Genomic DNA, 19,179 nt, shown 5'->3' on the forward strand with positions numbered 1-19,179 from the left:
GGGGTCAGACCCTGGCGTCGATGTTCAAGTCGCCACGCGTTTGCCTTCGGATGTGATCGCTTGCCAGCATTGAGTGCGGGAAGCCGGGGTCGATCGCACTGGCTCGGTCGAGCCGCGCTAGATGTTGGGCGCTCAACTCGATCTCCAGTGCACCGAGATTTTCCTCCAACTGCATCAGCGTTCGCGCACCGATGATCGGGGCGGTGACGTGCGGACTCTGCAGGTTCCATGCCAGGCCGATTTGCGAAGGCGTGCAGCCCAGTTCGCTCGCTACTCCACTCACCACGTCGACGATGGCGAGGTTGCGCTCGGTGAGCGAACCCATGGCGATGTTGAAGTTTCGTCGGGTCCCAGGGCTGCTTTCCGAATCGCTGCCACTCACGTCGGCCCGGGCGTACTTCCCCGACAGAACCCCGCCCGCCAACGGCGAGAACGGGACGACACCCAGACCCAGCTGATGCGCCATAGGGATCAGATCGCGCTCGCCACCCCGCTCGATCAGGTTGTACTCGATCTGCAGTGCTACCAACGGTGCCCAGCCACGGAGGTCGGCCAAGGTCTGCATCCGGGCAACCTGCCATGCCGGCGCCGTCGAGATTGCAACGTAGAGCACGGTTCCGCGTCGGACGAGATCATCGAGTCCCTGCATGATCTCGTCGATAGGGGTCGTGTCGTCCCAGACGTGCAGGTACAGCAAATCGATGTAGTCGGTGCCCAATCGGCGCAGACTGTCGTGAACCGAGGCGAGGAGGTTCTTTCGATTACTGCCACCGGAGTTGGGATCCCCGGGACGACGAAGCGTGGTGTACTTCGTCGCCAGCACGAGCGCGTCCCGATTGCCGCGACTGAACTCGCCGAGCATCTTCTCCGAAGTTCCATCGGTGTAGGTCGGGGCAGTGTCGATGAAGTTTCCTCCTCTCTCCACATACGTGTCGAACAGTTTCCGGGCCACGGAGTGCTCGGCCCCCCATCCCCAGTCGGTGCCGAAAGTTGCTGTGCCCAAGGCCAGCCGCGAGACACGCAATCCGGAACGCCCCAGCGTCCGGTAGGTGTCGAGACCTGAAGTCATCGTCTTCTCCTCATCGATGGTGGCGTGCGAACGGTGCTACCAACTTTAAGTACACCGATCAGTTTTCAACGTAGCAACGATTGCATGCCCCTGCAAGCTAAGTACACTGACCGTTACCGGATTGAAGAAAGCGAGGGCAGCAGATGAATACAGGCCCGACCGGCGTGCGCCGTGGCCGTGGGGCGCGGGAGCGTCTATTGAATACCGCCCGAGAGCTGTTCCGAGAACGTGGGATCAACAACACCGGCATGGACATACTCAGCGCACAAGCGCAGGTATCCAAGCGAACGATCTATCAACACTTCGGCAGCAAGGACGAAGTCGTCGCCGCGTGCCTACGCACACAAGACCTGCAGTCCGAGCCCGGAGTGTTCGGACGCACCGACCTCTCGCCCCGTGAGCACATTCTGGCCGCATTCGAGCCGAGCCCGACGAGCTCGGGCGATGCGACGCCGATCTGCCCGTTCATCCGGGCCGCCGTCGAAATTGCGGACCCAGAACACCCCGCACGAGAGGTCGTTCGCGCGTACAAGCTGTCGGTTGCGCAGCACTTTTCGGAACTTGCGCGCATGGCTGGGGCTCACGACCCGGATGTACTCGGGCAGCAACTTGCGCTTCTGCTCGACGGGGCATCCATCAGGACCAGAGCCCTGGGCATCGAAACCCTGCCGATCGCTGCCGGGATTGCTCGCGAATTGATCGACAAAGCAGTAGATTTCGACGCCCGGTCCTTGTAGGTCGTCCAGATGACCTACCGGTCGAAGTGCGCCTTCGAGATCTGGCCGTGCACTCCGACCGTTTTGTCGACCACCTGCGAGACGGTGAAGTTCGCGGCCGCGGAGAGGTATGCATACGCCGTCGCGCGATCCATGCCGAGGTCGGTCTCGAGGAAGTCCAGAGCATTGACCACGGCGCGACGCATCGCGGCGTTCAGGTCCGAGCTCTGACCGCCGACGGCACCGTCCGGATCGGACAGGCCGATCGGGATCCACGAATCCTCATTCTCGGCAAAGGGATACGAGTACGCAACGGACGGCGCGTCACCACTGCCCGCCTTGCAGACCGTGAGCCTGAAGGTGCCGCGCAGCGATCCCTCCATTGCGGTGAGGGCCACCTCGCCGTCGCCCATCGCCATGTGTGGATCACCGACGTAGAACAACGCACCTTCCGCGAACACCGGGAGGTAGAACGTCGATCCGACGCCGAGCAGACCCACGTCGATGTTGCCGCCACCCAGCGTCGGGGGAATCGAATTGGCGTTGGGCGACGTCAGACCCGGATCGCTGGCGAACGCAACGCCCATCATTCCCATGAACGGTCGCAGCGGAAAGCGCACGGCCGCATCGCCGTACCGCATCACACCCTGCCCCTCCTCGACTGCGGTGAACGTGGAGACGTTGCCGTACTGCGTCGGGTCACCCGACTTCCTGCCGTCGCCCCCGATCGGCGGCATGACCTCGCCGAGGCTGATACCCGCAGGTGCTTCACCGGACGCAGTGACCGCCAGAGCACCCTTGCCGTGCCTGCTCGACACCACGCCGTACGGAACGCGTGGAGTCGCCTCCAGTGTCTCGATCTTGAGCACATCACCACGCTGCGCACCTTCGACGAAGACCGGGCCTGTCACCACATGCGGTCCGTCGACGTCGAAGTTGCGGACCGTCCGGTCGTACCCGCCGGCAATGTCGATGGCATCCTGAAGAACATCGGACTCGGAAACACCCTTGCCGCCGAAGAATTCGACGGGATCGCGGCCCTGATCCTCGAGGATCCCCTCGTGGCTGAGCGCGTCGATGGTCACCGTCTCGCCCGACTTCATCTGCAGCACCGATTCGGACTCGACCGTCGGGACATAGCCCCACAGGACCTTGTCGACCTCCGAGCTCAGGTAGTGATCGCCGGCAATGTCGCCGGCTCCGGGCTGCAAGATCCCGCCAGCGGTAGGTGCCGGTGCGGAAGAACTCGCAGCGGCGGTGTTCGAGGAAGACGTGGAACACGCTGCCGTTCCAGCAATTCCGACGCCCGCTCCCAGAGCGGCCACTGCCTGGATGAATCCGCGACGACCGATCCCCTTGCTGATCGTCTCTGCTGCCTGCTCCGCCATCGACCGCGCCATGATGCCTCCTGAATTGTCCGAATCTCGAACGTAGATCAGGGGTGTTTCTCAGCAGTTACGATCGCGCGTCGCCCCAATTGCTCAGCTGGGATCGCTCCCGGCGATCGCCGACCACCAGATCGCGGTGACAGCGGCCAGCAGACTCACTGCAACGAACTGAGCGAACCCGCCACCGTCGACGATCAGCCACAGCAGGCCGATGAACGGGCCGGCCACCGCGGCGGGGGCGTCGAGAATGATCCGGCGACGTAGCGAGCCGAATCTGTCACTGCGCGTGCGTAGATCGGATTCGTTGAGGCGAGGTGCGTCGAGCGGGGTGCCCGGCGGTAAGGACGTGCGACGCCGCCCCGACGGCACGGCAACGATCCCCGGTTCGACGACGAAGGCGCGACGTCCGAGAATCGACCTACTGATGCGGGCATCGGCGTCGGGAACGATTGCCAGCAGCCCGGTGTGGAAGTAGACGGGGCACCAGGCCCGCCTTCCTTTCTCGTGAACCTCCAGGTATCCACGCGAGCGCATCCGGTGTTGAAACCGCACGCGCCGCACAGTGGTCCGACCAGAGGACCGCATCGCGAATCGAGCGGCGAGCAGAGCACACCCCGCGGACCAACCCGTCCAGACGAGCACCACGAACGCAACCAACAGGCCGAGTGGAGTGACGAAAGCGGTCGATGCCGCGACAATCAAAGTGACTGCCGCGACACCGACCGGATATCCGAGCCCGTTCTTTATTTCAGGAACCCGACCTTCGACATGTCGATGTCGCCGAATCCCGGAGCTCCGAAGTTCGCGAGATTCGACTTCGTCGCATACGTCGACGGGCGCTGGAACATCGTGAGGCTGTGGCCCTCCGCCCAGATCGCCTTGTCCGCCTCGTTGTAGTCGGCGATACGCGCATCGTCGTCGAGCTCACCGGCCGCCTTGTCGAGCAGACCGTTGATCTCCTCGGAACCGACCTGGCCGTAGTTCTGCAACGTGCTGCCGGGCGTCAGGCGGAAGATGCCGTCACTACTGGACGTGTACGGCGTTCCCTCCCAGGTGAAGTGGGTGACATCGAAGGCACCCACCAAGATGTACTTCTCGAAGAAGTCGTCCGACGGCACCGCATCGATGATGAGGTTGGCACCGACGGCCTTGAGGTTCTGCTGAATGATCTGCGCTTCCTGCGTCGCATTCGGAGTGTCGGCCGGAATGATGTCGTGCAGATCGAGTTGCTGGCCGTCCTTCGAGCGGAACTCACCGTTCATAGTCCAACCGGCCGCGTCGAGCTCGGACTTCGCCTTCTCGGGATCGAAGGTGATATCACCGTTGTTGGCCTGGTAGCCCTTCTGACCGTCGACGTAGATATGACTGTTCAGCACCGTCGGATTCGAGGTGATCTGACCGAGCTGTGAGGTAGCCAAGTAGTCGCGGTCGATCGCCTTCATCAGAGCCAGACGCACTGCCTTGTCCGAGGTGATACGACCCGACGCACCGTTGAAGTCGAAGTGGCGGTACTGCGGCCCCAGGCTCTGCCGCAGGTCCACATTCGGGACACCGCGCGCAACCTTGAATGCGTCTGCGCTGCTGCCGAGTTCGTAGTAATCGATCTCGCCGCTCTGCAGCGCTCCGACGGAGGCCGTCGAATCGAGTGGGAGGTAGGTGATGGTGTCGAGGACCGCTGGGTTCTCACCCCACCAATCCGGGTTCCTCTCGACGACGATGCGCTTTCCGCCGGGCTCGATGTTGCGAACACGGAACGGGCCTGCGGTAGCGGGCATCGTGCTCACCGAACCGGTGTTGAACGCCTCGACGGTGTTCACCGACTCTGCAGGCATCAAGGGCACGAACAGCGAACGCCAGTCACCGAACTTCTCGCTGAAGGTCAAGATCACCTGCTGGTCGTTCTCACCCCGAACCACCGATTCGACCTTGTCGTAACCTGCGGTTGACGACGCCTCGTAGGCCGGGTCCTTGCCGCTGTTCGCGGTCCACGTCGCGACGAGGTCGGTGTAATCCAGCGACCGACCCGTGCTCCACTTGGCTTTCGGGTTGATGTTGTAGGTGATGACCTGTTTACCGTCGACCTCCGATTCGGTGATGTCGGTGAAGTAGTCCGACGCAGTGGTCAGGCTCGCATCGGCCGCCGCGGTGAATGCTCTCGGCATCAAGGCGAGGTAGTACCGAGCGGCATCGACTGTGGTGCCGTCGATTTGGTAGTAGTTGTAGTTGGTCGGCACCTGCGACAGCGGGAAGTTCATGTTCCCGCCCTGCTGCAGATCGCTGATCGGATGCGGATTGATCTGCGCTCCGCTATCGAAGGACGCGGGCGCATCGGCGTTCGGCCCGGTATCACCGGAGCTGCACCCCGCCACCAGTCCCACAGTGGTCACGGCCACCGCGATCGGGACCAGTGCCCGAAATAGCTTGGCTCTCATCAGTTCACCTTTCTCAGTGTGCCGTATCTTGCGGGTCATATGGCGTCGGCCAGTTTTGCGGCCTCGGCGATTCGGGCTCGTTGGAGCACGGGATCGGGGATGGGGATGGCTTTCAGAAGTGCGCGCGTGTAGGGGTCCCTGGGTGCGTCGAAGATCTGCTCCGTCGGGCCCTTCTCGACGAACACTCCGTTGCGCATCACCGCCACTTCGTCGGCGAGGTGTCGGACCACCGACAAATCGTGTGAGACGAACAGATACGCCAGACCGAGCTCCTCCTGCAGATCCTGCAGCAGGTTCAGCACGCCCGCTTGGATCGATACGTCGAGTGCCGACACCGGCTCGTCCAGCACCAGAATCGACGGCTTCAGCGCCAAAGCCCGTGCAATGCCGACACGTTGACGCTGCCCGCCGGAGAACTGGGTGGGATACCGATCCGCGAGCTCGGGACGCATTCCGACGGTGTCCATCAGTTCCCGAACCCGGCGGGTGCGCTCGTCGACCGGGACGCCGTTGATCTTCAACGGTTCGGCGATGATCTCCCCCACCGGCATGCGCGGATCGAGGGAGCCCATCGGGTCCTGGAACACGATCTGAATGTGCGCGCGCAGCTTTCGTTGCTCTGCCCTACTCAGACTGTATGGCTCGACGCCGTTGATCTGGATCGAGCCTTGCTGCGGCTTCACGAATTCCATGATCTCGAGCAGGGTCGTCGACTTGCCACAACCCGACTCGCCGACGATGGCCAAGGTGGATCCGGCGTGCACATCGAAGCTGATGCCCTGCACCGCAGGCACTTCCCCGGCCCGACGACGAAGCACAGAGCCCTTGAAGACCGGGTAGCTCTTGTGCAGATCGGTCACCGACAGCACCGGAGCATCCTTCGATACCGTCACCGCCAGCTCGGCCGGGGCCTCCGACCGCGGCGCACCCTCGAACTCTGCTTCCACCGACTCGGCCGTTGCCGCGTCGATGCGGATGCACGCCGCACTGTGATTCGGTGCCACCTGGATCAACGGCGGTTCGCCCTTGTCGCAGGCGTCCGTGTGCAACGGGCACCGAGGACCGAACGGGCAACCCGTCGGGAGATTCACCAGAGCGGGCGGCGTTCCCTCGATGGGCACCAACCGCTCCTGCGCGGGACGATCCGGGCGAGGAACGGAGCCGAGCAGGCCGACGGTGTAGGGCATCGACGGGTGCGCATACAGCTCGTCGACCGGAGCTGTCTCGACCGCCCGACCCGCGTACATGACCATGGCTCGATCGGCCACGCCGGCAACGACTCCCAGGTCGTGCGTGATGAACACGACGCCTGCGCCGGTGACGTCGCGCGCAGTACGCAGGAGATCGAGGATCTGCGCCTGAATCGTCACGTCGAGAGCGGTCGTGGGCTCGTCGGCGATGATGAGATCGGGATCGTTGGCAATGGCCATCGCGATGACGACGCGTTGGCGCATTCCGCCGGAGAACTCGTGCGGGTAGGACTTCGCCCGTGTTTTCGGATCGACGATGCCGACCAGATCGAGCAACTCCAGGGTTAGTTCCTGGACCTTCGCCTTGGTCAGCGACGGATTGTGCACCGAGATCGCCTCGGCGATCTGATCCCCGATGCGGTAGATAGGAGTCAGCGCCGTCAGCGGGTCCTGCGAAATCATCGCAACCGAACGCCCTCGCTCACGGGACATTTCGCGGTCGGACAGTCCGAGTAGTTGACGGCCGTTCAGCTCGATGGACCCGGTTACTCGGGCGGTCTGCGGAAGCAATCCCATGACGGCCAAGGACGACACCGATTTGCCCGAGCCGGATTCGCCGACGATGGCCACGACCTCGCCCTTGTCGACCTGATAGTCCAAGCCGCGGACAGCCGTGACGCGGCCCTCCTCACTCGGGAAGCTGACCTCGAGTCCGCTGACCTTCAACACCGGCACAGTCTCAGCCACGTGCCTGTCCCCTCGTCGAGTTCGGATCGAATGCGTCGCGCAGACCGTCGCCGACGAAGTTCGTCGCCAGCACGATCAATACCAGTGCGCCACAGCAGAACGCGAACAGCCACGGATACGTCAACGCGGACGACGTACCGTCCGCAATCAGTGTGCCGAGAGAGACGTCGGGTCGCTGGACACCGAAGCCGAAGTAGCTCAGCGACGCCTCACCGATGATGGCGATACCCACGTTGAGCGTGACGTCGACGATGAGAATCGAGGCCATCGACGGCAGCACGTGCTTGCCGATCACGCTGCCCGGTGTTGCGCCCATGTACTTTGCGGCGCGGATGAATTCGCGCTCGCGCAGCGATCGGGTCAGCGCCCGGATGATGCGTGAGGTGATCATCCACGCGAACGCCGCGAGCAGCAGCACCAGGATGAAGAAGCTCTTGTCGCGGAACAGCGGAGAGCAGATCGCGATGACCAGGAAACTGGGGACGACGAGCAGCACATCGGCGACCCACATCAGCGCGCGATCGGTCCAACCTCCGAAGTACCCAGCGACCGCGCCGACGACACCGGCGAGCACCGTGGAGATCAGTGCGACGAGCATGCCGATGATCAGCGACTTCTGCAGACCGCGCAACGTCTGAGCCAGGACATCCTGCCCGATCTGGTTGGTACCGAACCAATGCCGCGTGGTGGGCGGCGAATTGAGCGCGTACGCGTCGAGTTCCTCGTAGGTGAACGGGATGAAATGCGGGAGTACGAACGCTCCGACGAACATCGCGACGAGTACCACGATGCCCACCAACGCCGGCCGGTTGCGCAGGAACCGGCGCAGCACCAAGCGCCTGCGGGTGATCGGAGCCGCCGTGTCGCTCGGGCCGTCCACCGCGGTGATCTCGGGAACCACGGGTGTCGCCATCGCCAGTCCTTTCTTTCGTCCGAGGTGGTGGGTCAGTCCGCGTAGCGAACGCGCGGGTCGAGAGCGGCAGTGAAGATGTCGGTCAACATGCCGGAGACGAGCACCGACAGAGCCGTGAACAGCGAGACCGCAAGCGTGATGTTGATGTCCTGACTGGTGATGCCGTAGATCAGCCAATCACCCATGCCGTACCAACCGAAGACACGCTCGGTGAACGTGGCACCGGTGATCACCGCGCCCATACCGAACGCGAACAGCGTCGCCATCGGAATCAGAGCAGTACGGAAACCGTGCTTGAAGATCGCGCGGCCGCGAGTGAGCCCTTTGCCGCGGGCCGTGCGGATGTAGTCCATGTTCAGCTCGTCGAGCATGGAACTGCGCATGTAGCGGCTGTAACCACCGATGGTGAACAACATCAGGACGACGGTCGGCAACAGCAAATGCTGTGCGCGGTCGACAATTTCGTTCATCAGACCGGGGGCAAGCGTTGTCGACGTCTCACCGGTGTACTGGAAGAACTGACTGCCGGTGCTCTGATTGACCTGCACAGCAAAGTATTTGAGCACCGGTGCCAGCACCAAGATCGGGGTGCTGATGAGGATGAACGTCACGACCGTTGCGACGTGATCGAAGATTTTGTACTGCCGGACGGCACCGTAGGCACCGACCAGTGTTCCCAGTACCGCGCCGAGGACTGTGCCGAGTACTACCAACCGGAGCGAGACGAGGATGCGTCGCCACAGTTCGTCGTTGACGGAGCCGGCCGCGATGGTCTGACCGAAGTCACCATGAAGCACTGCCCACAGCCACTTCAGATAGCGCAACACGGGGTTGTCGTCGAGATGCAGTGCTGCGCGCTTGGCGTCGAGAACCGCGCTCGACGGCGGCGGATTGCGACTGAGCAGATTGGACAGCGGATCGAACGTGAGCGAGGCCAGAAGGTAGGTCAGAAACGTCGCGATGAGCAGTAGGACGACGTAGTTCAGCAACCTCCGCGCAAGATAACCGCCCACGCGCAACCACCTTCCATCGAGCACCACGGCCGTGCCCGATGGCACTGCTCTCGGCATTGTTCACACCGCGTGTTACCTGCTTGTTTCGTTAGCGGTGGAAACAGACATTCCACAAGATAGCACCACGAATTCGCTTTTCGTTCACGGTAGCGGAAGCACTTCCGGTACATCGGACAATGCGGAACAGTCGGTGCCAGAACAAGTCTGAACGTCGCGTTTACGAAGGTTCACCTAAATCGTTTGTTTGTGGAATGAATTCCCGACATTGCGGACAAGCCCGAAAATAGGTGCTTACAGCTCACCTCGGTAGATTCACGACCATGCCGACAGCCTCCACACCCGACGGGTTCGCCTTCGAACGATTCGACGTCACCGACGCCGGATCCATCGCCACCATATTCGCGGCCAAGGATCACCGATCCGGGCTGTACATCCTGCACTTCACGAACGACGAGGCGATCGTCGGATACTCCGATTCCGTAGCAGCCCAATTCGCTGCCGACCGGCATATTTGGGCCGACATCGAGACACTCGACTTCAGCCCCGGGACCGAGGACAAGCTCGAGCAGTTGGCAGCGTCGGTCTCGCAACTGAAAAACCTGCGTGAGCGTCCGGCCGAGCCGATCGCGATCGGCGATGCCCCGAGCGCCAAGACCGCGCTGCCGAAGGAACGCGCGAAGCGGGCAACGCTGCTGGACGCTGCCGTCGGTCAGCGCCGCCGACAGTTCTGGGAACTGTCCGACCACATTGCCTACCCCGCCATCCGCAGCATTGTGGCCGACTACATCAACTCCTCGATACCGGACCCGGCGAACACCGAGAAGTACCTGTGGCAGATCAGCGCTCTGGCCGACGCACAGGACGACACCGGACCGCGACGTTTGCTGACGCTGACGTGCGGCGGCTTCGAAACCCTGCGCGTCGACGAAATCATGCACGACGACGATGCGATCGAACTGGACCTGCGCATCAACACCAACGTTCCGCGCGACCGGACCGACGAGCAGCTCGAGATCTCCAACGAGACCGTCAGCGCCGGACGCGGACCGTACCGGGACGAGCGCGTGTGGTCGTGGTCGATCGACCTCGGCGCGCTGCTGGAAGAGGACGTGGACGTCGACCTGGGTATCGACGACGACACGTTCGACGACCTCGCCTACGGCCTCAACGCACGATTGATGCGGTCCGGAAACTCAACGGGCGCAACGGCACACAACCACGATCTCGCGGCCGACCTACTCGCCGAGGCGTACCGGCAGCTGTTCGAGGCGGAATGAGCGATCGGCTGTGGTACGTCTCGTACGGGTCCAACCTGCTGCGCGAGAGGTTCCTCACCTACTTGACCGGATCCGACGAGCACTCGGAATTCGGCGCGCATCCGCCGGCACCCTCGACGGCTTCACCTGCAGAACAACGCTGGCTGTGGATCGATCATGCGCTGTATTTCGCGGGAGTGTCCCAGCGCTGGACGGGAGCAGCCGCCTTCGTGTCGACGACGGTCGATTCCGCCAATCGTTCTGTAGGGCATGGCTACCTGATCGATCGAGTTCAGTTCGCTCATCTGGCCGCGGTCGAGAACGTCGTCGCAGCCATCGACGTCGGAGCGACGGAGACGCTCGGCATCGGACAGTGGACCCGGTTGGCAGTGGATCGCGAAGGCGAGAGCTTCCGCGGGAAATACGATGCACTGCTGAGGCTTCCGGACATCGACGGAAGGCCGGCCTTCACCCTGACCAGTTCGATCGTACGAGAGCTCGGCGAACCGTCGAGCAGGTATCTTTCGACGATTCGCCGCGGGCTGCTCTCCGCCGACCTCGATCTGGACGTCGACGCCTACCTCGACGCGGCAGTCGAACGATCGGTGGAGATCACTTCAGCGCATCGAGATTCGTCTTCAGCAGCAGAACGTTGTAGTCCGACCACCGAGATGCGGTGAAGTACAGGTCTTTTCCGCTGGACATCGGATGAATGAACGGTGCGTAGATGCCGCCGGCCGTCTGGTTGGCGTCGAGGATGGTCTTCGGCGCACTCCACGGCCCCTCGGGATTCTCCGCGGTTCGCGCAACCAGCGTGCGTGAGTTCTCGTCCCCGTACATCATCACGTAGCGGCCGAGGTAGTCGTTCCATGCAACCGACATTTCGCTGACCGGGCCCTTGACGATGGCAACGGTATCGCCGATGTTCTTGGACCACTGCTTGGCCGGATCAGGATCCTGCGTCGAGTACTCGTACGCGTCGAGATTCTCGATCTGATCGGGTGCAACCCGAGATACGAACGCGTCGCCGAATCGTCCGTTGGGAGTGCCGAACTGGTACAGGTACTTACCGTCTCGACCCAACGCATAGGCGCTTTGCTGGAATTTGCCCTGGCTCTCGTGAACGTTGGTGAAACCGGGGATCGTCACGCCCTTGTTGACCCGGATCGTCTTGGGATCCGTCGTCCAATTCTGGCCGTTGTCGGTCGATTTGGCCGTCGCGGAGTAGTTCGTAATCCAGCGACCGGGTGCGCCCCAGCTCTGCACCGACATGAAGTTGATGTACTGCGTGCCGCCGATTGCAATAGCCGCTGTGGGGATGGTCGTGTCCTCGACGCTCGGCAGCTTGGCACTCGAGATGATCTCGGCGGCGTACCGCGGATTGCTCGCTCTGACAACCGCGCCCGAGGTGGTGTTCGCGGGGTCGGCGGGCCCGATCTTGATGCCCTGCGCCAAATTGGTAGACGCCTTGTCCGAACGGAACAGCGCGTTGCTGCGCCACTGCGCATTTCCGGAGGAGCAGTCACCGAACGTATCGCCGAACGCCATCAGAATCTGGCCGGAGCCGTTGTCCCAACTGATGCCCAGGTCGGTTCCCGACATCGCCAGGGAGTTGTAGGTGTCGTTCACGCTCTGCGGGCCGGTGACCCAGGCGACGCTCTGGGTGTTGCCGGTAATGCGGGGAAGAGGCCCCTGCGGACCCTGAGGGTTCTTTCCCGACATCCCTGCGCTGCCCGAGGACCCGAACAGCGGTGACGAGCCCGGCCCGCCGAGCCCGCCACACGGCTCGGCCGAGACGGTAGGCGCGGTCAGAGCGCTGAGACCGCTCACTGCCAGCGCTAGGACAGCCCCGACAGCGATCTGCCGACTACGTACACGCATGGACGAACCCACCGTTTCCCGTGTGACCCACGATACTGATGTGACTGATGGGACGAGTGTTACGCAAATCTACTGATCGCGCAACAAATGGGGCGTGTCGGTGCTTGACAAATCGCCTACTGCGGGAATGACACTCGTGTGATTAGTCGGCGATCATGCGGGCGTGCGTCGTGTCCAGAACCAGCAACGCCGCGCCTTGGATTACCACTGCCGTTCCGTGACCCAACGCCTGGTCGGCGGTGATCCGGCGGCCGAATCGAGGCTTCCTGACAGCGATGTGTGCACCGGCCGCGATGTAAAGGACGTCGAGACCGGCATTGATCCACAGCAGCTTGCTCAAACTCTTGGACGTCGGGACCGAGGAGTTCAGCGCCCCAGCCCCGGCGATCGCCACATCGATCGCGCCCCACCCGGCCGTCTGCTGACCGAACGCCCGCCAGGCGGGCGACGAGCCACGCAACGCCAACACCGTTCCGGCGAGCACACTTCCACCGCCCCAGAACGTGAGGCGACGGCCGAGTCGCTCGGCAACGATGGGAGCTTCGATTCGGGTCATGGTTTCCAGTGTGCCGTGTTCGACGGCAGCGCAGTTTCGTAACGACGGGTCGGTTGCGGTCGATCCAGTGGAGACCGAGTTTTCGTGCTCGAAACCGACGGAGCCACCATGCTGAAGAAAATTCTCACCGGACTTGCGCTGACGATCGGAGGGGCACTGCTCCTCGCGCCGACGGCATCGGCTGCACCGGACGACAACCCGTTCGGCCCCAAGGATTCGACTGCGTCCTTCGTCAGCGCATTCGATCCTGCGGCGTACGGAAGCGACAAGTCGTTGATCGTCAGCCCGTTCGGCACCGGTCAGCAGATCGACTGCTCGTCGTTCCATGGCCAGAGCTGGTGCACGCAAAACGGCCGGGTACTGACCCAGGTACAAATTCCGGCAGGGTCTTCGGAATGGGACTACCGCATGCTGTACATCTACAACCCCTTCTGATGGTCGTCGGTCGAGTAATCTGCGGACTGACGCTGCTTGCGTTGACCGGTTGCGCTGCACCACAACCCGAGCCTCGCATCACCCCCACAGTCGAGGCCTGCTAATCACCGACCGAACGGATTCGAGTCCGCCCCGGGCAGCCAGCTGTTGCCTTGGACCAACCACCCATGGGCTTTGATCATCTTCTTCGCTGCCCGCTGATTGCGGCCGATCAGACGGTCGAGATACAGATGACCGGCCAGGTGGTCGCACTCGTGCTGCAGACACCGAGCCAGGTAGCCCTCGCCCTCGACCGCCACCGGATCGCCCCGCACATCGACACCGGTGACGCGGGCCCACTCGGCGCGTCCCGTGGGATACCGCTCCCCCGGAACCGACAGGCATCCTTCGGTGTCCTCCGGGGCGGGCATCGTCTCGGGGATCGGCGACGTCTCGAGCACGGGGTTCACCACGTGGCCGCGGTGCCGAACTCCGCCGTCTCGCAGGTCGTAGACGAAAACCGAACGTGGATCACCGACTTGATTGGCGGCGAGGCCGGCTCCGTGCGCCGCGGTGTTCGTCTCGAAGAGGTCGTCCACGAACGCCGCGAGCTCCGCATCGAACTGCGTGACGGTAGTGGCTCGGGTCGTCATACGCGGGTCGCCGGCAATGAGGATGGATCGAACCGCCATGCGGCGAGGTTACTTGCGACGAGGTTACTGTCGAAGCATGGCTCACTCCCGTCGCTCCCCCACGGCGCACCCCGCGGACAAGGTCTGCGCATCGTGCGGACGGAGAATCGAATGGCGCAAGAAGTGGGAGAAGAATTGGGATGACATCAAGTACTGCAGCGACGCATGCCGGAGACACAAGGTGAGCACCACCGACAAGGAACTCGAAGACAAAATCCGCGACCTGCTCGACGCCCGATCCCGCGACGCCACGATCTGCCCCTCCGACGTCGCACGAGCACTGTCCGACGACGGATGGCGCGACTTGATGGAGCCGGTCCGCCGCGCTGCTCGCCGCATGGTCGACGCGGGAGAAGTCGAGATCACGCAGAAGGGTTCGGTCGTCGATCCTTCGACCGCGAAGGGCCCGATCCGCATTCGCTGGAAGCGCTGACGGAAACCTGTCGGTGGGTGGGTATAGCTTTCGTGGTGTGAAGACATGGGGGGATGTGTTCGAGCTCGGCGACCAGGAATCGGTCTCCGAGCTCGCCGACGTGACCTCCCTCGAAAATGCTCTCGCAGCAACCAGATTGACACTGCTGGCCGAGATCGACCGACGCGGCTTGGCGATGAAACTCGGACACTCGTCCGTCACCCGCTGGTACGCGAGATCGGTCCGGATCACCGACGGATCCGCCGGCCACCAGATGGAAGTCGGGCAGTGGCTCACTCAGTGGCCGAGCGTGCTCGACGCCCTCGCCGGCGGTGACATCCATGCCGCGCACGCCTCGGCGATCGCCGACGGCTACGCCACCGTGATGGTGGCCGATCCGACCTTGGACGAGAACCATCGCGACGCTGTCGTCGCCGAGCTACTCGAGACGGCTCTGCAGCGCACCGCCGGTCAGGTCACCTCACGCGCACAGGCACTGGCATATTCCGCGGCCGAGGACGCCCGCGCCCGACACGAGAAGGCAGAGCAGGAACGCCGCGAGCAGGAACAGGCGAGCCGAGCCGATGCCAAAGCCTCGGGTGCCGATACGAATGACCGTGCGGATTCGAACGACGATCCGGAGGGCGAAGGTGCAGAGTCGGGTGCTGTCGGCGGTAACCCGGGACCGGAACCTGCTCAGCCCGAACCTGTTCCACCGGTACCGGTGTCGGAGAACCCGGACTTGAACCGGTTCGATCTTCATCCTCTGGCCAATGGCCGCTATCAATTCGGTGGCAACGCCGACCGGTTGCTGGCAGAGAAGCTGCTGACCGCCTTGTCGGCGTTGACGGCGCCTCGGCCCGGTCCCGGTGGTGAGCGTGATCCGCGTAGCCCGTCGAAGCGCCGGGCCGATGCACTCGATCACATTCTCGATCGACACCTGCGCGGGGGTATCCGCGGGTCGGCGGGCGGGTCGCGGGCGTCGGTGCACCTGATCGTTCCACTGCGAGACTTGCTCGCCAACGGTGGAAGGAGCCAAAAACGAAGCGCAACAACGACGTCGGGTGGAACCGATGCGGCTGCCGACAGTACTTCGAGTCGCGGCACCGATCGTCACGGTGCCGGTTCTGGCGGCGACGCTGAGCGTCACGAAAACAACGACACCTGCGGTGGCACTGGCGCGCGTCCTGTTGGCGCTGCCCCAGGCGATAGTGACGCTCGCGGCACAGTAGATGCTGGTGGTGCTGTCGGGCCGAAATCTGCGTCCGAGCCGGGTGGTGGTGGTTATGGTGCCGGACAGAAGACTGTGCCAGTGCCGGGCGGCGCCGATGCTCGCGGCGAAAAAGCCGCGGGCGGTGATGGTGCCAATGATCATGTTGCTGGGCCGAAGTGTTCGCCCGAGCCGGGCGACGTCGACTGGCCGTTCCACCTCGACTGGACCGGCCCGATCAGTCGCTCCCTCGCCGAGCTCGTCACCTGCGACGCCGACCTGACCCCCGTCATCGTCGACGACAACGGTGTCCCGCTCGCGCTCGGACGGACCACCAGACTCGCCAGCGAGGACCAACGCATCGCGCTGACCATCCGCGATACCTGCTGCGTGATGTGCGGCCGACCCGCTCAGTGGTGCCAAGCCCACCACGTGAAATTCTGGGAAGACGGCGGCCACACCGATCTGAACAACCTCGCGCTGGTCTGCGGGGAATGCCACCGCCTCGTCCACCACGGCGACTGGCAGATGATCATGGGCGACGACGGACACCCCTACGTGATTCCACCCGAATCCGTCGACCCCACGAGACAACCCATCCCCAGCTACCACCGACGAAAACGGCGCGCAGCCTGAGCACAGGTCAACCGCGCAACTCTCGCTTGAGCAGCTTTCCGCTCTGGTTGCGCGGCAACTCGTCGACGAACGTGACGGTCTTGGGCACCTTGAACGGCGCGATGCGCCCCTTGACGTGGTCGATCAACTCCTCTGCCGACAAGCGCTGCCCGTCCTTCAGTACGACGACAGCCGTCACCGCCTCGATCCACCGGTCGTCCGGGGTCCCGATCACCGCGACCTCGGCAACCGCCAAATGGGTGTAGATCGCATCCTCCACTTCGCGTGACGCGACAAGAATCCCGCCGGTGTTGATCACGTCCTTGATCCGGTCGACCACTGTGATGAACCCTTCGGCATCGCGGGTCACCAGATCGCCGGAGTGAAACCACCCGTCCGAGAACGCATCTGCCGTCGCCTCCGGCTTGTCCCAGTAGCCGTCGCACAACTGAGGGGAACGGTAGAGGATTTCACCGGGCTCGCCGTCCGGCACATCGTTGCCATCGGCGTCGACGACGCGGGTCTCGACGAAGAACACGGCCCGGCCGCACGACGCCGGCCTCGCCTCGTGCTCGGAAGGCTGCAATACCGTTGCCAACGGACCGATCTCGGACTGCCCGAAGCAGTTGTAGAACTCGATGTCCGGATACCGCTCACGCAGCCGAGTGAGCACGGTGACCGGCATGATCGACGACCCGTACTGCGCCTTCTTCAACGACGAGAGATCGCGCGTCTCCAGATCGGGGTGATTGGCGAGCGGAACCCAGACGGTCGGGGCCAGGAACAGCGACTTGATCTTCTCTTCTTCGATGCGGCGCAGGATTTCCGGGACGTCGGGCCTCCGCATCAGTCGCACAGTGGCACCCACCGACAGGTACGGCAGCATGAACACGTGCATCCCCGCCGAGTGGTACATCGGCATCACGAGCAGCGGATCGTCGTCCTGAGTGAACCCGAGGGCAATGACACACGACACGTACTCGGCAACCAGCGCGCCGTGAGACATCATCGCGCCCTTGGGTTTCGACGTCGTTCCGGAGGTGTAGAGCAACTGAGCGAGGTCGCTCGAATCGGCGGCAGGCTCGAGTTCGGAACCGTCTCCGTCCGTGCTCAGCACATCGGAAAGAGACACCACGTGCTCGATGCTCGAGTTGGCCCGAACCGAATCGAGGGTGGCGGTCAACGCCGGGTCCACGAGAACCACGCGGGAGCCCGACTGTTCCAGCAGGTACTGCAGTTCCTCGCCCACGAGCGCGTAGTTGATCGGAACGTGCACCAATCCGGCTCGCGCACAGGCAAGGAACGCAACGACGTACGCGTCCGAGTTCACGCCGTACGCCGCGACACGGTCACCCTTGTTCAATCCCAACGCGATCAGTCGTCGGGCGGCGCGGGTGACAGCGGTATCGAGTTCCCTGTAGCTGTGACTACGTCCCTCGAACGTCACGGCGAGACGGTTGGGGAATTTTGCTGCCGACCGTCGCAGGACGCCGTCGACGGTGTTCACTCGTGTTCCGCTGCTCATCACCCGACGTTATAGGACGTCCAAGCGTTCCGTCGCGGGTTCTGGCGCTACGAGGGTTCGTCGAACGCTGACGGGGCATCCGGTGAGGTATGACACTGAAACAAGCACTCGACAACCTCGAATCGGCCTCGTTCCTGGACGGGCCCAGCAATGCCATCAATGGCGTTCTCGAACCGGCGCTGAACGACAGCGCAGTCGGCTCCGCGCTCCGCGGACGGTGGATCGGACACCCCATTCACCCAGCGCTGGTCAATGTCACGATCGGTAGTTGGATGAGCGCCGTGGTTCTGGACCTGCTGAATCACCAGTCCCGGGCGAGCAAGCTAGTCATCTCCGTCGGGCTGGCGTCCGCGCCGGCAGCCATTGCCACCGGTTGGGCCGACTGGTCGACGATGAACACTCGACAGCGGCGCGTAGGGATGATCCACGCGGCCTCGAACGCAACCGGCGTCTTCCTGTTCCTGGGCTCCTACCTACGACGCCGCAAGCACACCGACGGTGTCGCCAAGGTCCTCGCCGCGGCCGGTCTCGCTTCCGCCAGCATGGGTGGACTCATCGGCGGTCACCTCGCCTACAGCTCGACCGGTAGCGACGCGGAGTAGGAAGATCGGCACCGACTATCGAACTGAGCAACCCCTCAGCAGTTGCTCGGCTCCCCGATCTTCACCGCGGACAGCAGTGCATCCCCCTCACCGATGAGCGTCCCAGCGGGTGGATCCTGTGCTACGACAATCCAGTTCGAGTCGTTGACCTGCATCCGACCCGCGCCCGACGCGTCGGCGCTCCTGGAGTAGAAGACGCCGGCTGCCTGGATCGCGTTCTGCGCGGACTGCAAATTCATACACACGACCGCAGGCATCGAGACGAGGACGGGCTTCGGTGCGGGAGTCTCGGAGACGGCGCTGTCCGGTAGGACAATCCGTGGGATCGATGTCGGCGCGATCGGGGTCGTGGTCGCGGTCGCCTCCATGGTCACTGTCCGCACTTCGGTTCCAACTTCGGGTTCGGCGGAGTCCGTCGATCCGCAGCCCGCGAGGACGACGACGGGCAGAGCGAGCGCGATGACCGATCGCACGCGGACACGACTACTACGCGTCATGAATACCTCTCGAGGACGACCGACAGCCTGATGCAACCGGCACCCCTGTGA

Annotated in this window: 19 protein-coding genes and 1 pseudogene; 8 read left to right on the forward strand and 12 right to left on the reverse strand. The window is 63.4% G+C overall.

Annotated features, from left to right (window positions below):
• Nucleotides 1-4: 4 nt before the first annotated feature.
• Complete coding sequence (locus AC5WEY_RS21835) at nt 5-1,069, reverse strand: aldo/keto reductase (protein ID WP_495647516.1); 1,065 nt, start codon at nt 1,067-1,069, stop codon at nt 5-7.
• A 143-nt stretch (nt 1,070-1,212) separates the two neighbouring features.
• Here AC5WEY_RS21835 and AC5WEY_RS21840 point away from each other — a divergent pair, with 143 nt between their 5' ends.
• On the forward strand, nt 1,213-1,806 hold the full coding sequence (locus tag AC5WEY_RS21840) for a TetR/AcrR family transcriptional regulator (RefSeq protein ID WP_495647517.1): 594 nt from the start codon (nt 1,213-1,215) through the stop codon (nt 1,804-1,806).
• Between the two features lie 14 nt (nt 1,807-1,820).
• Here the strand turns inward: AC5WEY_RS21840 and AC5WEY_RS21845 are convergent, their stop codons facing one another.
• The 6 genes from AC5WEY_RS21845 to AC5WEY_RS21870 form a co-directional block, all read right to left on the reverse strand.
• Nucleotides 1,821-3,185: an acetamidase/formamidase family protein gene (locus tag AC5WEY_RS21845; protein ID WP_495647518.1), complete on the reverse strand. Its 1,365-nt coding sequence runs from the start codon at nt 3,183-3,185 to the stop codon at nt 1,821-1,823.
• An 81-nt stretch (nt 3,186-3,266) separates the two neighbouring features.
• Nucleotides 3,267-3,725 carry a hypothetical protein gene (locus AC5WEY_RS21850; protein ID WP_495647519.1) on the reverse strand — a complete coding sequence of 153 codons (459 nt, stop codon included), beginning with the start codon at nt 3,723-3,725 and terminating at the stop codon, nt 3,267-3,269.
• Nucleotides 3,726-3,916: 191 nt separating this feature from the next.
• A complete protein-coding gene (locus AC5WEY_RS21855; RefSeq protein ID WP_027497842.1) occupies nt 3,917-5,605 on the reverse strand; it encodes an ABC transporter family substrate-binding protein in 1,689 nt (562 codons plus the stop codon).
• 35 nt (nt 5,606-5,640) lie between these two features.
• Nucleotides 5,641-7,542 carry an ABC transporter ATP-binding protein gene (locus AC5WEY_RS21860; RefSeq protein ID WP_495647520.1) on the reverse strand — a complete coding sequence of 634 codons (1,902 nt, stop codon included), beginning with the start codon at nt 7,540-7,542 and terminating at the stop codon, nt 5,641-5,643.
• Nucleotides 7,535-8,455, reverse strand: coding sequence for an ABC transporter permease (locus tag AC5WEY_RS21865; RefSeq protein ID WP_495647521.1), 921 nt, complete (start codon nt 8,453-8,455; stop codon nt 7,535-7,537). The genes AC5WEY_RS21860 and AC5WEY_RS21865 overlap by 8 nt, the downstream gene beginning before the upstream one ends.
• Before the next feature lie 32 nt (nt 8,456-8,487).
• Nucleotides 8,488-9,468, reverse strand: a complete 981-nt coding sequence (locus AC5WEY_RS21870) for an ABC transporter permease (protein WP_495647562.1) — start codon at nt 9,466-9,468, stop codon at nt 8,488-8,490.
• Nucleotides 9,469-9,788: 320 nt separating this feature from the next.
• Here AC5WEY_RS21870 and AC5WEY_RS21875 point away from each other — a divergent pair, with 320 nt between their 5' ends.
• Nucleotides 9,789-10,745 (forward strand): hypothetical protein, encoded by a 957-nt coding sequence (locus AC5WEY_RS21875; protein WP_495647522.1) that lies wholly within the window; start codon nt 9,789-9,791, stop codon nt 10,743-10,745.
• Complete coding sequence (locus tag AC5WEY_RS21880; protein WP_495647523.1) at nt 10,742-11,404, forward strand: hypothetical protein; 663 nt, start codon at nt 10,742-10,744, stop codon at nt 11,402-11,404. The genes AC5WEY_RS21875 and AC5WEY_RS21880 overlap by 4 nt, the downstream gene beginning before the upstream one ends.
• Here AC5WEY_RS21880 and AC5WEY_RS21885 read toward each other — a convergent pair.
• The gene (locus tag AC5WEY_RS21885) at nt 11,337-12,605 is read right to left on the reverse strand and encodes a glycoside hydrolase family 183 protein (RefSeq protein ID WP_495647524.1); all 1,269 of its coding nucleotides are present in this window, start codon (nt 12,603-12,605) and stop codon (nt 11,337-11,339) included. The genes AC5WEY_RS21880 and AC5WEY_RS21885 overlap by 68 nt on opposite strands.
• Nucleotides 12,606-12,747: 142 nt before the next feature.
• Nucleotides 12,748-13,161 (reverse strand): DUF6992 family protein, encoded by a 414-nt coding sequence (locus AC5WEY_RS21890; RefSeq protein WP_495647525.1) that lies wholly within the window; start codon nt 13,159-13,161, stop codon nt 12,748-12,750.
• A gap of 84 nt (nt 13,162-13,245) precedes the next feature.
• Here AC5WEY_RS21890 and AC5WEY_RS21895 point away from each other — a divergent pair, with 84 nt between their 5' ends.
• A complete protein-coding gene (locus AC5WEY_RS21895) occupies nt 13,246-13,596 on the forward strand; it encodes a hypothetical protein (protein WP_495647526.1) in 351 nt (116 codons plus the stop codon).
• Nucleotides 13,597-13,700: 104 nt separating this feature from the next.
• On the opposite strand, the gene AC5WEY_RS21900 is transcribed toward AC5WEY_RS21895, so the two are convergent.
• Nucleotides 13,701-14,267 carry a peptide deformylase gene (locus tag AC5WEY_RS21900; RefSeq protein WP_495647527.1) on the reverse strand — a complete coding sequence of 189 codons (567 nt, stop codon included), beginning with the start codon at nt 14,265-14,267 and terminating at the stop codon, nt 13,701-13,703.
• A 37-nt stretch (nt 14,268-14,304) separates the two neighbouring features.
• Between AC5WEY_RS21900 and AC5WEY_RS21905 the strand changes: the two are divergent.
• From AC5WEY_RS21905 to AC5WEY_RS21915, 3 genes and pseudogenes are all read left to right on the forward strand, one after another.
• Nucleotides 14,305-14,433 (forward strand): annotated as a pseudogene (locus AC5WEY_RS21905) (DUF2256 domain-containing protein); the annotation flags it as partial.
• A gap of 15 nt (nt 14,434-14,448) precedes the next feature.
• Entirely contained in the window at nt 14,449-14,700 is a 252-nt protein-coding gene (locus tag AC5WEY_RS21910; RefSeq protein WP_495647563.1) for a DUF3253 domain-containing protein, read from the forward strand.
• A gap of 37 nt (nt 14,701-14,737) precedes the next feature.
• On the forward strand, nt 14,738-16,525 hold the full coding sequence (locus AC5WEY_RS21915) for an HNH endonuclease signature motif containing protein (protein ID WP_495647528.1): 1,788 nt from the start codon (nt 14,738-14,740) through the stop codon (nt 16,523-16,525).
• Between the two features lie 7 nt (nt 16,526-16,532).
• Here the strand turns inward: AC5WEY_RS21915 and AC5WEY_RS21920 are convergent, their stop codons facing one another.
• The gene (locus AC5WEY_RS21920; RefSeq protein WP_495647529.1) at nt 16,533-18,029 is read right to left on the reverse strand and encodes an acyl-CoA synthetase; all 1,497 of its coding nucleotides are present in this window, start codon (nt 18,027-18,029) and stop codon (nt 16,533-16,535) included.
• A gap of 89 nt (nt 18,030-18,118) precedes the next feature.
• Here AC5WEY_RS21920 and AC5WEY_RS21925 point away from each other — a divergent pair, with 89 nt between their 5' ends.
• Nucleotides 18,119-18,631 (forward strand): DUF2231 domain-containing protein, encoded by a 513-nt coding sequence (locus AC5WEY_RS21925; protein ID WP_495647530.1) that lies wholly within the window; start codon nt 18,119-18,121, stop codon nt 18,629-18,631.
• Between the two features lie 35 nt (nt 18,632-18,666).
• On the opposite strand, the gene AC5WEY_RS21930 is transcribed toward AC5WEY_RS21925, so the two are convergent.
• A complete protein-coding gene (locus AC5WEY_RS21930; RefSeq protein ID WP_495647531.1) occupies nt 18,667-19,128 on the reverse strand; it encodes a PASTA domain-containing protein in 462 nt (153 codons plus the stop codon).
• Between the last annotated feature and the right edge of the window lie 51 nt (nt 19,129-19,179).

The organism is Rhodococcoides sp. S146-33 (genome assembly GCF_059489205.1).